This is a genomic window from Enterococcus sp. RIT-PI-f, assembly GCF_001297065.1.
GTDB lineage: Bacteria > Bacillota > Bacilli > Lactobacillales > Enterococcaceae > Enterococcus_D.
The window spans coordinates 227,272-241,082 of sequence record NZ_LHOX01000011.1 but is presented as its reverse complement, the minus strand read 5'-3'; the positions used below and the strand labels follow the sequence as shown (position 1 = coordinate 241,082).

Below are 13,811 nucleotides of genomic sequence, written 5' to 3'. Positions count from 1 at the left end.
TGACGGCGACACTTTAGGAAGCTAGAATAAGAGTTACTGTGAAATAAGGAGAGAAGTAAGGATGGATATTCGTTTGGATCAAGATTGGCGGATGCGGCCAATCAAAGGCGACACCGGAAAAGCCTATATTGGGCTTAAAGACGACGATAAAGTCTTTATCAAACGGAATACGACTCCGATGCTAGCAGCACTCTCTAAAGAGGGCATTACGCCGAAGCTCGTATGGACGAAACGGACGGGCAACGGTGACACACTATCGGCACAAGAATGGTTGGATGGACGCGTCTTAGACCCTGAAGAAATCGGTCAACGCAATGATGTGATCGATGTATTGTATCATTTGCACCACTCCAAAACATTGGCGCAAATGTTAAGCAAAATCGGCGGCCAAATCATGACCCCAGAAAAAATGGTCAAAGAATTTTCGGAAGATTTGCCAACATCGGTGGCGCAAAATCAATTCATCCACCTCGTAACGACCTATTTAAAAAAGAATATTCCAACTTTTCAAGCCCAAAAAGCAACGGTTGTGCATGGAGATGTCAACTATCGTAATTGGCTAGTGTGTCAAAATTATCTGTATTTGGTTGACTGGGATTCCATCATGTTTGCTGATCCAGCCATGGATATTGGTACGATCTTAGGCCATTACGTTCCTCTATCTAGCTGGCCTCATTGGTTGATGCGTTATGGCATCCACGGCAGCAGTGAAGTGATCGAAAAAATTTATTGGTATGCCTTATTGAGCATGCTGCAAGAAGTCAAAAAACATTATCTGCGGGGCGACTTTAAAGCAATGAACGCAGAGATTTTACAATTAAAAAGAATTTATAGTGAATAAAGCCAAGATGGAGCACAATAAACTGGTTCCATCTTGTTTTTTCGGAGAGGAAAGATTATGAGAGTAAGAAAACGCGCGGGTGCACCAGAGCTTGTGGCAGCCCATCCAGAATTTGTGGTGGCAGATCCTACAGAATGGAAAGGACGCTGGCAAGAACGGTTTGGCAATGACCACCCGATCCACATTGAAATCGGTATGGGAAAAGGACAATTTATCACAGGAATGGCAAAAGCCAATCCAGACATCAATTATATTGGTATCGAGATGCAGATCAGTGTCGTATCGATTGCCTTGGATAAATTGATTGCCGAAGAAATCCCAAATGTTCAATTACTACATGTGGATGGTTCGGCGTTGACCAACTATTTTGCAGACCATGAAGTAGATCAAATCTACTTGAACTTTAGTGATCCGTGGCCGAAGAAAAAACACGAGAAACGTCGTTTGACCTCGAAAGCATTTCTTGCAGTAGATGAACAAATCATTCGTCCAAATGGTGAAATCCATTTTAAAACAGACAACCAAGGGTTATTTGAATACTCATTGGCTAGTTTTTCTCAGTATGGCATGATATTGAAACAAGTCTGGTTAGATTTGCATACAAGTACGTATGAAGGCAATATCATGACTGAATATGAGGAAAAATTTGCCAATCGCGGACAACGGATCTATCGTGTCGAAGCCCAATTTGTGGCAGAAGAAAAATAAATAGCAATGATCGATCAAGACGAAGCTTACACATGCTTCGTCTTTTTTTGCGTACTTCTATTTAGGAGGGGATAGCCATGATGGACATTACAACTTTTTCAGATGAATTGGTGGACTATGCACGCAAAGCTTGTATCCAAGATGTGTCTGTGCTGCCGCAATTAGGCCAAACAGCCGTGGTCTGCAGCAAAAGCTATCAACGATTGCTCTATGCGCATCTATCCGATGAAGAAGCGCAGCAGGTGATCACACGCTTTAAATTTTTGGGCGGCATGGATGTGGGTGAACGGCGCAAAGCCCAGTTAGGGGCACTTAGTTACCCAATAGCCAGCGGCGATCAGCGGATTCGGATTTCAACAGTGGGGGATTACCGAGGGAGAGAGAGTTTGGTGCTGCGTTTCTTGTATACCGTCGATCAGCAGCATATCAGCTATTTCTTCCCAGAAGACATGCAAAAAATCTTGGCAGCGACGCGTTATCGCGGTCTGTATTTGTTTGCGGGACCAACTGGTTCTGGTAAATCGACCTTGATGTATCAAATCGCCAACGAAGCGCAAGGGCAAGTGATCACCATCGAAGATCCCGTTGAAATCGAAGCAGCGCATTTTCTGCAATTACAAACGAATCTGAAAATCAGCCAAGACTATGACGAATTGATTCGTCTATCCCTGCGCCACCATCCCGAACTGCTGATCATTGGTGAGATCCGTAACCGTGAAACGGCGCAAGCTGCTGTCCGAGCTGCTTTGACAGGTCATAGGGTGTTTGCGACGATCCACGCCCGAGGTGTAAAAGAAACGAGGACGCGGTTAACAGAATTGCTCGGTGAAACAACGAGCCTGAACCATGCCTTGCAAGGGGTTATTTATCAGCGGCTCATGCCCAATGCGGAAGGGGACGTTCAAGGCGCAATGGCATATGCATTTGTTGATGCCCAGCAATCTTGTACGTGGCAGCAGACATTAACGCAAATCTACGAGAAAGGATGGATCTCAAATGATACGTTTCAAAAAGAAGGCGGACAAATTGCCCCGTAAAGCAGCTGAATCTTTTTTGGCCACATGTACGATTTTGTTGGAAAGCGGATTTTCATTGCAAGAAAGTCTGCAGGTCATGTTGCGCAGTGGCCAATATATGCCTTCAGTGATTCAAGCTCAGATGGCGATTCTCGCGCAAGGGAGATCATTGGCGCAAGCGGTAGAGAATTTACAACTGACTGCATCCGAAATCAATCAATTGTATTTGGCAGAAACACATGGGAACTTGATAGATACTTTGCGTCGGATAGTTGATTATCAAGTACTGTTCAACAAACAAAAGCAGCTGTTGCAAAAAACGATCCTCTATCCTGCTTTATTATTGGTTTTTGTCTTTAGTGCATTGTTTGGCATGCGCAGCTTCTTGTTGCCGCAGCTTTTAGCTTCAGGCATGATCGATGGGGGCCACTGGGGCATTCGATTAGTGGAACAGGCACCCATCGTATTGTTGGGTTTCGTGCTGCTCATTGTCGTCCTCTGGCTGTTGGCCAAGTATATATTCTCTCGAAAAACAGCCATTGAAAAAGCCGAGTTCTTTAGCCGCCTGCCTTTATTTGGTTCAGTCTATCGTTGCTGGCAAACGAGTTTTTTTGCTTTAGAGTGGGGCAAGCTGTTCCGCCAAGGGCTAGAAATCAACCAAATCATTGTTTGTATGAAGGAAACCAATAAGGCGACGTTGATCCAAGAACTTGCTATACGATTGGAGCAGACGTTGGTGCAAGGAGGGCGATTGACAGATCAACTAGAACAGTATCATTTTTTGACACCGGAGTTTGCCTTGATCGTTTTTCAAGGAGAAATCAAAGGTCGGTTGGGAGAAGAGTTGTTTGTGTATAGTCAGTTATTGTCTGAACGGGTCTTTGAACGGGTAGAAAAAACGATCCAATGGATTCAGCCGGTGATTTTCTTATTTGTCGCGTTACTGATCGTCGGGATTTATGCAGCGATGTTTTTGCCTATTTATGGAAATATACAAGGAGTGATTGAATGAGTATATTGTTGAACCAACGCATACGTGCGTTGAAAAAAAGAAAAGGCAACTTAAAAAAAGGATTTACTTTAGTTGAAATGCTGATTGTTTTATTGGTGGTCAGTGTTTTGATATTGTTGTTTGTTCCGAATTTGGCGCAACAACGCGGGACGATCGATGAAAAAGGCAACGCGGCAATCGTGAAAGTGGTTGAGACACAAATAGAATTGTTTAGACTGGAAAACAACCGAGAGCCAAATCCAAATGAACTTGTCATGGAAAAATATGTGTCAGCTGAGCAGTATCAGATTTATCAAAATAGACCGCCTTCAAATGAATGACCCAGCCTAAAGGTTTTACACTCATTGAAAGTTTGATCGTTCTTTCGGTAGTCAGCATCTTTGTGCTGTTGCCGATTTTAGCGATCGATCAATATCAGAAACAAATCGAAGTGGTCGGCTTTTGCGGAAGATTAGAAAAAGGCTTATACACTGCACAACAAACAGCGATCATTGATCAGCGTCAAACACGTGTGGCGTATACGAGCGGGGCGGATCCCGCAGTACATTTTCAATCGACGGTCACAGGGGAGCTGCGTTTAAGCAGCATCGATGTGCCTGAACAATTAGAAGTCCGCAGCTTTCCTACGATTTTATTCAGCAGCAACTCTGGCAATAATAGCAGTTTTCCGCGGATTGTTTTGTATTGGCCAGAAAAAGAGCAGACGATCACCTATAAATTTCTTTTTGGGAGTGGACGTTATGAGAAAATCATCGAATAAAGGGTTCATTCTTCTCGAAAGCATGCTGGCCTTTAGTGTTTTGACCACGTGTATTTTTATCTTTTTGCATCTGCAATCTGTTTCACTGCAACAAAACGCCCAATTACAAGAACATGCTGAAATCTTGCGGGTCTTGTATGAAGAAGTCCAATATCGGCAGACCACACTACCCGCAAATGTTTCTTATACAACGACCCGCAAAGACATGTATCAAGTAACATTTTGGCAGTCCAATCAACAGCAACAAGTCCAGATCAGTAAAGGAAATAGGCAGGTGGTGATCAAAAGTGAAAACTAGCGGGTTCACCTTGATCGAATGTTTGTTGGCGCTGGTCGTTTTGTCAGTCAGTTTGTTGATGGTCGATGGCATCATCAAACAAATCCCGCAAGTCAACCAACAGCTTTCTGACAGGAAAGATCAGGAGTGGCATATTTTTTTATTGCAGCTTGAAAGAGAATTGGCGACTTGTACGTATATCTCTGTCTCGGACTATACGTTGTTTTTGCGCAGCGCAGAAAATAATGTCGTGACGATTGATCGGATCAATGGTGTGATCCGGAAACGTGACAACAACGGATATCAACCACTGTTGACAGAAGTCAGTGGACTGAGTTACCAGAAAATCAATGAAAGTATTCGCTATACAGTTACTTTTGAGAATGGAGTACAAAAAATTGGGCAATGGAAGATCCATACGGTATAAAGGAGGCATTTTACTTACCGCTTTGTTACTGATTCAATTGTTAAGTCTCATGCTGATCACTGTTTTGGAAAGCAGTCGAACCACCACGGATTTTTATCATAAAACCATCCAACGCTATGAGGCTTCGATCATGAGTGAATTGTTTTGGGCCGAATATCAGTCAGTCCTTTACCCTAAAAGTGGTACCAAGCAGTTCAATACGGGGGAATTAACCTATGAAAGCCGAGGAGAGCAAGTGGTCATCACATGCAGGGTAGGGGCGAGAACCTTTACATTCTATTATGCACAGCCCCTTGAAACACCAGAAATAGACACAGATGAAGAAACAGATTAGTACAGAAAAAAGATGCCGTGGTTTGGTATCTTTTTTCTTATAGACAAACGGAGAAAAATGTTTACAGCTTCACAAATTAATCTGAACGAAAGCGATTGATTATTTTTCACAAATCAGCTAAAATTAAACAGGTATATAAGTTGTTATAGTTTTGAGAAGAGGTGCGAGATGTCCGCAGAGAAAATGGAGTCATCCTTTCATTTGACTGTCGAAGCCATTCAGTTGTTGCAAAACGCATTAGAATCATCTTTTTTTGATTCTTATGTAGAAACCATCGAAAATTTTATTGATCATTATCAAGTGCGTGTGATTGATGGCGTGCCCGATGAGACAACGGTTGCTCGACTGCAAACCATTTACGAAGAGCTCAAAGCAGTGTCGCTGACTGCTGAAGAAAAGCGCAAACTTGCGCAATTGCTCCTTTTAAAAGGAGGTCAAACTGAACGGCTGCAAGCCAATCATCAACTCACACCAGATAGTCTAGGGTTTTTATTCGTCTACCTGATTGAACAGTTGACCAACGCCGATGATACAACGCAGATCCTAGATTTGTCAGTAGGAATGGGCAATTTATTACTCACGGTTTTGCTGAATCTGCAATTGGCAAAGAGACAAGTAGAAGGTACCGGCGTCGATATCGATGAAACCTTGTTGGCGATTGCCGCAGCCACTAGTGAATGGACACAAGCACCAATGCATTTGTTCCATCAAGACGGCTTGCAAGATCTGTTGATCGAACCAATGGATATCGCGATAAGCGACTTGCCTGTCGGCTATTACCCGCAAGACGAAAAAGCAGGTCAATTTATTTCAGCAGCGCCAGAAGGCCACAGTTATGCCCATCATTTATTGATGGAACAAGCCATGAACTATGTAAAGCCTGATGGGTTCGGGATATTCTTGATTCCAAGTAATTTCCTGGAAACTGAACAAAGCGACTATCTAAAAAAATGGTTGAAAGAGAAAGTCTATCTGCAAGGCATGATTCAGTTGCCGGATGAACTTTTTAAGCAAGCACATTCACGTAAAAGTATCTTGCTTTTACAAAACAAAGGAGAAATGAGCCAACAAGTCTCAGAAGTCTTGCTTGTTAAATTGGCCTCCTTGAAAGAACCAAAGAATATCACCAAACTTTTTGAACAATTTGCTGCTTGGAAAGCGGCAAATCTGTAATATAAACCGGATAAGGAGATCATCATGTCAAAAACAATCGCTATCAATGCTGGAAGTTCAAGTTTAAAATGGCAATTATATCAAATGCCAGAGGAAACAGTAATTGCCAAAGGAATCGTAGAAAGAATCGGTTTGAAAGATTCAATTTTCACGATCAAATATGGTGAAGATCAAAAATTCGAACAAATCATCGATATCAATGATCACGAAGTAGCAGTAAAAATGCTATTGGATCAATTGATCGAATTATCGATTTTAGGTGCGTATGATGAAATCACAGGTGTGGGTCATCGTGTCGTTCACGGGGGAGAAGACTTCCCAGAATCAGTGATCATTACAGATGAAGTGATGACACGTATCCAAGATTTGGCTGAATTTGCACCATTACACAACCCAGCAAACCTCATGGGAATCACGGCCTTCAAAAAAATCTTGCCAGAAATCATCAGTGTGGCAGTATTTGATACCTCTTTCCATGCGACAATGCCAAAACACAATTATTTATATAGCCTGCCAATCGAATTTTACAATGACTACAAAGTTCGTAAATATGGTTTCCATGGCACCAGTCATCGCTATGTGTCAGAACGTGCGGCAGAGATGTTAGGCAAACCAATCGAAGAACTGAAAATCATTACATGTCATTTAGGCAATGGCGCATCGATCACAGCAGTCGATGGTGGTAAATCAGTTGATACATCAATGGGCTTTACACCATTAGCAGGTGTAACGATGGGGACTCGTTCAGGTGATATCGATCCTGCCGTATTGCCTTATTTAATGGAAAAACTTGACTTGAACATCGATCAAATGGTAGATGTATTGAACAAGAAATCCGGTTTATTAGGTTTAACAGGGATCTCAAGCGATATGCGTGATCTAGAAGCAAACTACGACAAAGATGAAGTCAAAGTTGCTTATGACGTGTTCACTGACCGTATCCGTAAGTATATTGGCGGCTATGTGACAACCATGAATGGCGTTGATGCAATCGTCTTTACGGCAGGAATTGGTGAAAATGATGCCCATGTCCGCAGTGAAGTCATCAAAGGTATGACATGGTTCGGTTGTGCATTAGATGAAGCGCAAAATGCCAAACGCGGCGAAGAACTTGTGATCTCCACAGAGGATTCTAAAGTGAAAGTATTATTGATTCCAACAGATGAAGAATTAATGATTGCCCGCGATGTAGAAAGTCTACGGGGATAATTCCAATAAACGAACAAGCCGCTCTGCTGAGAAGATCGTTTCTCTAGTAGAGCGGCTTTTTTGGTTTTCTTATCGTAAAGAAAAAGACAATTTGATCAACTGATAAAAATTGGTTAAGACCATTTTAATGTTTTGTTGATTTTTTTAATAATTATATAGGCGTTAAAATAAACATGTAAGTGCTTCTCTATTTTTTTCTCTAATAAATATTTCATTTTCATGCGGTGGTAAGATGAAAATCTGGCATGTCTTCTCACCATTTTAACCTTGTAAAGCAAGTGAAATGAGCATAAACTAGCGTGTATGAATTTTCAGAAAAATTCAGCTATTCAATTTTCATTACTTTATTTAAGGAGCCAGGAATTATGGAGAAAGAAAAAACTTTTTTAGGTCAGCCGCGAGGGCTTTCGACACTGTTTTTCACTGAAATGTGGGAACGATTCAGCTACTACGGAATGCGTGCCATTCTGGTTTACTTTATGTACGATGCAGTGACCAATGGCGGATTAGGTTTGCCAAAAGGGACAGCTGTTGCAATCATGTCTATTTATGGCTCATTAGTGTATATGTCTAGTATCGTCGGTGGATGGGTTTCTGACCGTTTGCTTGGATCAAATAAATCTGTCTTCTATGGCGGGATATTGATCATGTTTGGTCATATCGTTTTGGCCACACCATTAGGGATCCCAGCCTTGTTTGTATCGATGATGTTGATCGTTATCGGTACCGGATTGTTAAAATCAAATGTTTCTGGTATGGTGGGGCACTTATACAGCAAAGATGATGTTCGTCGTGATGCTGGATTTTCTATTTTCTACATGGGTATCAACATTGGGGGCTTATTGGCACCGATCATCGTAGGGATCTTAGGTCAAAATGTAAACTATCATCTAGGATTTTCTGTGGCAGCAATCGGGATGTTCATCGGATTGGTGCAATACTATGTCCAAGGAAAAACAACCTTGAAATCAGTCGCAACAGCACCAACCAATCCTTTGACAGCTTCTGAGAAGAAAACATTCTTCCGAAACATCGTCATTGTTTTAGTAGTCTTGGCGGCAATCTTTGGCGGCGCAGCAGCTGCTGGCTATTTATCCGTTGACTTCTTTATCAACTGTATCAGTATTTTAGGTATCTTTTTACCGATCTACTATTTCACTAAAATGTTGCGTTCAAAAGATGTGACAGCCGATGAGAAGAAAAAAGTATTGGCCTATATTCCATTGTTCTTGTCTGCTATTGTGTTTTGGTCGCTAGAAGAACAAGGCTCTTCGATCTTGGCGTTGTTTGCTGCTGATCGGACACAAGCATCTTTATTCGGAATCACGATTCCAGCTAGTTTATATCAAACCTTGAATCCATTGTTTGTTGTCTTATTGACCCCGGTTTTTGTTTGGTTATGGACCAAATTGGGGGATCGCCAACCACGAACTGAAGTTAAATTTGCCATTGGCTTGATTTTGGCTGGCTTGTCATTTGTCTTGTTGATGTTCCCAAGCATGATGTTTGGTGTAGATCAACGGGTAAGTCCATTGTGGTTAGTATTCAGCTTCCTGATCATGATTGCTGGAGAAATGTGTTTATCACCTGTGGGCTTGTCAGTGACAACCAAATTGGCACCAAAAGCTTTTGAAGCACAAACCTTAGCTATTTGGTTATTGGCAGATGCTTCATCCCAAGCGATCAATGCCCAAATCGCCCGCTTCTATACCCCGCAAACAGAAGGTGCTTATTATGGTATCGTCGGTGGGATCGCAGTGGTCGTTGGGATCATTTTATTCATGGCAAGAAAACCAATTCGCAAATTGATTGGCAATATCCATTGATTAAAGACTAAATAAACCTCAAGCTTGGCAATCGACCTTTGATCGGTTGATTGACAGCTTGAGGTTTTTTTGCAATATCTATTTCATCAAATCAAATGTAAATCAGAGGTCCTTTGTACTTGTTGGTGATTGATGATGAGTGCTGTATCGAAATGACGTGCAAGAAAATATCGATCATGGCTGACGGCGATCAGTGTACCGTCAAAATTGCGGATCATTTCTTCAATTTCCTCTCGCGCGTAAATGTCTAGATGATTGGTAGGTTCATCTAATATCAATACATTGATTTTCTTCAAAAACAAGGCCATTAAGTATAAGCGAATCTTTTCGCCACCAGATAAATTGGCGATTCTTTTTGCTACATCACTTTGGAAAAAACCGCTTTGAGCTAAGAGTCGTCGCGCTGTTTCTTCATGACCAGTCAAAGCGATGGTATACGCTAATAAACGCTCATTGAGATTTGGAAAAGATAACTGCTGTGGTAGGTAGCCAATGTGCAGATTACTGCCTTGTTTGACTATTCCCTGGGTAGGTATGACCTCACCAATCAGTAATTTTAACAAGGTCGATTTTCCAGAGCCATTTTCACCGAGTATGGCCACACGCTCCCCACGGTATATATTGAAATCGTTTGGACCAAATAGACGTCGATCACCAATGCAGTGCTCGAGGTCTTTGACTAAGAAAACTTCTTTGCCTGATAGATTACTTTCAGTAATAGCTTTTAGTCTTTTTTTGATCACAACAGGAGGTTTGACCAAGGTTAGTTTTTCCAGTCGTTTCTCGATTTCCTTTGCTTTTTTGAAAAAGGACTCGTTGTCTCCTTCAGTACCCCATTGACGATAGCGTTTGATGATGGCTTTCAGACGTTTGATTTCTTTTTGTTGAATCGCATAATCTTTTTGTAGTGCTTGTTCTTGAGCAATCTTCAATGTGCGGTAACGACTATAATTCCCTGTAAAGGTTTGTAATGAACCGTCTTCTAGTTCCCAAGTAATCGATGTGACTCGATCAAGGAATGCACGATCATGGGATACTACAATCACGGATTGATTTCCTGAAAGGATGAATTGTTCTAGCCAGCGAATACTCGTGATATCTAAGTGATTGGTAGGTTCGTCTAATAGCAGCAAGTCATTCTCGGTCAACAGTGTTTTAGCTAATGCAACTTTCATCTGTTCGCCACCACTAAGCTTCTCAAGCGGTGTGTGCTGTTTGTCATATAAGCCCAACCCTTTCAGAATTATAGCAAGGCGATCTTCTAAAATATAGCCGCCTTGTTCTTCAAAAGTTTGCTGAATGATGCCATATTGAGCTAAGCATTTATCTAGGTTTACTGATGGATCTGTCATTTGTGCTTCGTAAAAATGTAGTTGTTGCTTCAGTTCCTGTAACGTGAGGGCTGAAGCCAATAAATAATTTTCTACAGTGGTCTTAGTTTGAACGAGATCTTGTTCAACCAGCCCCACCTTCAATCCTTTTTTACAACTGATTGTTCCGCCATCTAAAGATTCTTGTCCAGCCAAAAGATGGAGGAGTGTAGATTTCCCAGATCCGTTGATTCCAACCAATCCAATTCTTTCTGAAGGATTCACTTGACAGGAAACGCCTTCAAAAAGGGGATGTGTAGCGATTTTTTTATATACTTCATGTGCTTGAATAATCATTGTTTCTCTCCTTAAGACCATTCAAAAAAGACTGCGATAGCAGGAAATAGTGGACAAGTGACTAAGAATGTACGCTGATCTACTCATATAAGGATCAAACGTTAAAAGCAACTATTCTTAGATATGTCCTACTCAATGCCTTCTATCGCAGTCATGCGTTATCTATTCGTGACTGTCCGTCAGAAAAACACCTTGAGATGGTCATTGATTTTGACAAAATGTACATATTTTGGGTAGACTCCACCCTTAATACACAAATGTAAAACCAATTGCATGGCTAAAAGCGATATGATGGCGTTGATAGTTTGCAGTGATCGTTATTTTAGGCATGCACATCTTGGTGTTTTCCTCCTTTGATTGATTCTTTAAGTGTATCTGACTTCGGTCATTTTTACAAGGTATACTGACAAATCGTGTCTAGAAATGATCGTTCATTTCTGATAAATGACTTTCTTTTGGCTGACCAATCACCAATGGGACCGTTTCGTGGACCACATCACTATACTCTAGGCCAAACCAACGTTCTGGTGAGATCGTATGGCGTTTGATAAAGAGTTTCATTTGCATAATTTGTTTTTTCCATTTTGACAAAGCAGTGGCATTAGATAATTCTTCTTCAATCAAGACGAATTGGAAATCCCCCACATTGCGTCCAGGGGTCAAAGAGTAACGCTGCGGCTGCTCGGGCAAGCGACCATCTTTCATCAGTTCTTGAATGATTTGGCGAATGTACACATTGACTTCCTGCGGTACCCGAAAACCTAGGTACAGTTTTAATTTGACGATAAAGTCGGTCTCGGCCATAGAGACTTCATATGATTTCGTATAAGGCTCATCTGTGACTTCGACATTGACAAACCAATAGACTTTCGCCCGCTTTGGCCGTTTGTCTAAAATTGAATAGATAAACTGTTGACCGATGTGATCATCCGTCAAATTAGGGACCATGAAGACCACATTGGTTTGTGACAACGGCAAGGAATCATCATTTTTTAATTGTTCCAATTGAGGAATATAGGCAGATAAAGAGACTTCTTCAGCAACATGTTCTTGAATTTGATTGCCCCATTCCCAAATCAGCATAATCATGATGATCACACTGGCCATAATGACTGCGACATAGCCGCCATGTAAAAACTTCGTGGCACTTGAAATAAAGAATACACTTTCGATCGCCGCAAAAAAGAGGGTGATGAAAGGAGCCAATAGGCGTGTTTTTTTGTTTTGGTGCAAATAAAAATAGAGTAAGATCGTGGTCATCAGCATCGTGACCGTAATGGACAATCCATAGGCAGCTTCCATTTTCGTTGAGGTTTGAAAAAGCAGAACCACGCCAGAACAAGCAATCCACAATAAGGTATTGAGGGCTGGGATATACATTTGCCCAATTGAAGCGCCAGGGTAAATAATCTGCATCCGCGGCAAAAGTTTTAATTTGATTGCTTCAGAAACTAACGTGAATGAACCTGACAACAACGCTTGAGAAGCGATGACTGCGGCAATCGTTGCAAATCCTACACCAAAAACGGTCCAGCCTGCCGGCAGTGCTTCAAAAAATGGATTTATATGGTCAATCGATTGATAGTTTGGCTCTTGATACACTTGCAAAAGCCATGCTGCTTGACCAAAATAATTCAGCATCAAGCAGATTTTGATATAAGGCCAACTGGCATAAATGTTTTTTTTGCCGACATGCCCTAGGTCAGAATACAACGCTTCGGCACCTGTTGTTGCCAAAAAGATATTGCCTAAGATGAATAATCCTGAAGCATTGTCTGGGCTAAATAGCAAGTTCAGGGCATATCTAGGGTCAAGGGCTCTGATCACTGAAAGGTCTCCGGCAAAGTTGAAGACACCCACCACACCTAAGAAGGTGAACCAGCCAAACATGATTGGGCCAAAAGCCTTCCCGACAAATTCGGTACCAAAACGTTGCAAAGCGAACAAGACCAGTAAAATCGCTAATGTGATCCCGACAATAATGGATTGATCATTGCCAAAACGGTCGTAGAATAGAGGGATTCCTCGTAACCCTTCGATCGCTGTCGTCACAGTCACAGCAGGTGTCAGTACACCGTCTGCCAATAATGCCGCACCACCAATGATTGCTGGAATGATCAAGTAACGGCTATGCTTGCGGACCAAAGTAAAAAGTGAAAAAATACCACCTTCACCATGGTTGTCTGCATTCAACGCAATGAGGACGTATTTGACTGTAGTCAATAAATTCAATGTCCAAAAGACCAAAGACACACTGCCTAAGATGAAGTCAGGCGTCAGTGAAGACAATCCTCCATTATCTTCCACTAAGGCTTTCATCACATAAAGCGGACTGGTTCCAATATCTCCATAAACGACCCCCATGGCTACCAGCAATCCCCCGGCAGTTATTTTTTTCATTTGATTTGTTGCGCGCATGTGTTTATTCCCTCCAATTTTTTCATGCAAAAAGACCTAAGCGGCCCTTTGCCACTTAGGTCTTGCAAGAAACATCTTAAACCAGCGGATTCCCGCTTGCTGTTGATCTAAGATCATGGAAATGTCCATGTGCTACTCCCCTA

At 41.8% G+C, this 13,811-nt stretch carries 14 protein-coding genes; 12 read left to right on the top strand and 2 right to left on the bottom strand.

All coding sequences use genetic code 11. The features are described from left to right. Positions 1 to 61: 61 nt before the first annotated feature. From AEQ18_RS04865 to AEQ18_RS04810, 12 genes are all read left to right on the top strand, one after another. Positions 62 to 841 (top strand): phosphotransferase family protein, encoded by a 780-nt coding sequence (locus AEQ18_RS04865; protein ID WP_054115234.1) that lies wholly within the window; start codon positions 62 to 64, stop codon positions 839 to 841. 57 nt (positions 842 to 898) lie between these two features. Then, positions 899 to 1,549, top strand: a complete 651-nt coding sequence (trmB, locus tag AEQ18_RS04860; protein ID WP_054115233.1) for a tRNA (guanosine(46)-N7)-methyltransferase TrmB — start codon at positions 899 to 901, stop codon at positions 1,547 to 1,549. 80 nt (positions 1,550 to 1,629) lie between these two features. Beyond that, positions 1,630 to 2,586 carry a competence type IV pilus ATPase ComGA gene (comGA, locus tag AEQ18_RS04855; RefSeq protein ID WP_054115323.1) on the top strand — a complete coding sequence of 319 codons (957 nt, stop codon included), beginning with the start codon at positions 1,630 to 1,632 and terminating at the stop codon, positions 2,584 to 2,586. Then, positions 2,546 to 3,577 carry a competence type IV pilus assembly protein ComGB gene (gene comGB / locus AEQ18_RS04850; RefSeq protein WP_235505486.1) on the top strand — a complete coding sequence of 344 codons (1,032 nt, stop codon included), beginning with the start codon at positions 2,546 to 2,548 and terminating at the stop codon, positions 3,575 to 3,577. Before comGA ends, comGB begins: the two co-directional genes overlap by 41 nt. Further along, positions 3,574 to 3,897, top strand: coding sequence for a competence type IV pilus major pilin ComGC (gene comGC / locus AEQ18_RS04845; RefSeq protein ID WP_152911884.1), 324 nt, complete (start codon positions 3,574 to 3,576; stop codon positions 3,895 to 3,897). The genes comGB and comGC overlap by 4 nt, the downstream gene beginning before the upstream one ends. After that, entirely contained in the window at positions 3,894 to 4,337 is a 444-nt protein-coding gene (gene comGD / locus AEQ18_RS04840; protein WP_054115232.1) for a competence type IV pilus minor pilin ComGD, read from the top strand. The genes comGC and comGD overlap by 4 nt, the downstream gene beginning before the upstream one ends. Next, positions 4,318 to 4,635, top strand: a complete 318-nt coding sequence (gene comGE / locus AEQ18_RS04835) for a competence type IV pilus minor pilin ComGE (RefSeq protein WP_054115231.1) — start codon at positions 4,318 to 4,320, stop codon at positions 4,633 to 4,635. The genes comGD and comGE overlap by 20 nt, the downstream gene beginning before the upstream one ends. Then, positions 4,625 to 5,041, top strand: coding sequence for a competence type IV pilus minor pilin ComGF (gene comGF, locus AEQ18_RS04830; RefSeq protein ID WP_054115230.1), 417 nt, complete (start codon positions 4,625 to 4,627; stop codon positions 5,039 to 5,041). The genes comGE and comGF overlap by 11 nt, the downstream gene beginning before the upstream one ends. After that, entirely contained in the window at positions 4,998 to 5,375 is a 378-nt protein-coding gene (comGG, locus tag AEQ18_RS04825) for a competence type IV pilus minor pilin ComGG (protein ID WP_152911883.1), read from the top strand. Before comGF ends, comGG begins: the two co-directional genes overlap by 44 nt. Before the next feature lie 168 nt (positions 5,376 to 5,543). Continuing rightward, complete coding sequence (locus AEQ18_RS04820; protein ID WP_054115229.1) at positions 5,544 to 6,548, top strand: class I SAM-dependent methyltransferase; 1,005 nt, start codon at positions 5,544 to 5,546, stop codon at positions 6,546 to 6,548. A gap of 24 nt (positions 6,549 to 6,572) precedes the next feature. Further along, on the top strand, positions 6,573 to 7,757 hold the full coding sequence (locus tag AEQ18_RS04815; RefSeq protein ID WP_054115228.1) for an acetate/propionate family kinase: 1,185 nt from the start codon (positions 6,573 to 6,575) through the stop codon (positions 7,755 to 7,757). Positions 7,758 to 8,122: 365 nt separating this feature from the next. After that, the gene (locus AEQ18_RS04810; protein WP_054115227.1) at positions 8,123 to 9,583 is read left to right on the top strand and encodes a peptide MFS transporter; all 1,461 of its coding nucleotides are present in this window, start codon (positions 8,123 to 8,125) and stop codon (positions 9,581 to 9,583) included. 86 nt (positions 9,584 to 9,669) lie between these two features. Here the strand turns inward: AEQ18_RS04810 and abc-f are convergent, their stop codons facing one another. Both abc-f and AEQ18_RS04800 read right to left on the bottom strand, forming a co-directional pair. Then, positions 9,670 to 11,250 carry a ribosomal protection-like ABC-F family protein gene (gene abc-f / locus AEQ18_RS04805; RefSeq protein WP_054115226.1) on the bottom strand — a complete coding sequence of 527 codons (1,581 nt, stop codon included), beginning with the start codon at positions 11,248 to 11,250 and terminating at the stop codon, positions 9,670 to 9,672. Between the two features lie 417 nt (positions 11,251 to 11,667). Then, on the bottom strand, positions 11,668 to 13,668 hold the full coding sequence (locus AEQ18_RS04800; protein ID WP_054115225.1) for a KUP/HAK/KT family potassium transporter: 2,001 nt from the start codon (positions 13,666 to 13,668) through the stop codon (positions 11,668 to 11,670). Between the last annotated feature and the right edge of the window lie 143 nt (positions 13,669 to 13,811).

Coding starts and splice junctions, on each gene's coding strand:
- AEQ18_RS04865 (WP_054115234.1), top strand. CDS start 62: ATGGATATTCGTTTGGATCAAGATTGGCGGATGCGGCCAATCAAAGGC.
- trmB (WP_054115233.1), top strand. CDS start 899: ATGAGAGTAAGAAAACGCGCGGGTGCACCAGAGCTTGTGGCAGCCCAT.
- comGA (WP_054115323.1), top strand. CDS start 1,630: ATGGACATTACAACTTTTTCAGATGAATTGGTGGACTATGCACGCAAA.
- comGB (WP_235505486.1), top strand. CDS start 2,546: ATGATACGTTTCAAAAAGAAGGCGGACAAATTGCCCCGTAAAGCAGCT.
- comGC (WP_152911884.1), top strand. CDS start 3,574: ATGAGTATATTGTTGAACCAACGCATACGTGCGTTGAAAAAAAGAAAA.
- comGD (WP_054115232.1), top strand. CDS start 3,894: ATGACCCAGCCTAAAGGTTTTACACTCATTGAAAGTTTGATCGTTCTT.
- comGE (WP_054115231.1), top strand. CDS start 4,318: ATGAGAAAATCATCGAATAAAGGGTTCATTCTTCTCGAAAGCATGCTG.
- comGG (WP_152911883.1), top strand. CDS start 4,998: ATGGAGTACAAAAAATTGGGCAATGGAAGATCCATACGGTATAAAGGA.
- AEQ18_RS04820 (WP_054115229.1), top strand. CDS start 5,544: ATGTCCGCAGAGAAAATGGAGTCATCCTTTCATTTGACTGTCGAAGCC.
- AEQ18_RS04815 (WP_054115228.1), top strand. CDS start 6,573: ATGTCAAAAACAATCGCTATCAATGCTGGAAGTTCAAGTTTAAAATGG.
- AEQ18_RS04810 (WP_054115227.1), top strand. CDS start 8,123: ATGGAGAAAGAAAAAACTTTTTTAGGTCAGCCGCGAGGGCTTTCGACA.
- abc-f (WP_054115226.1), bottom strand. CDS start 11,250: ATGATTATTCAAGCACATGAAGTATATAAAAAAATCGCTACACATCCC.
- AEQ18_RS04800 (WP_054115225.1), bottom strand. CDS start 13,668: ATGCGCGCAACAAATCAAATGAAAAAAATAACTGCCGGGGGATTGCTG.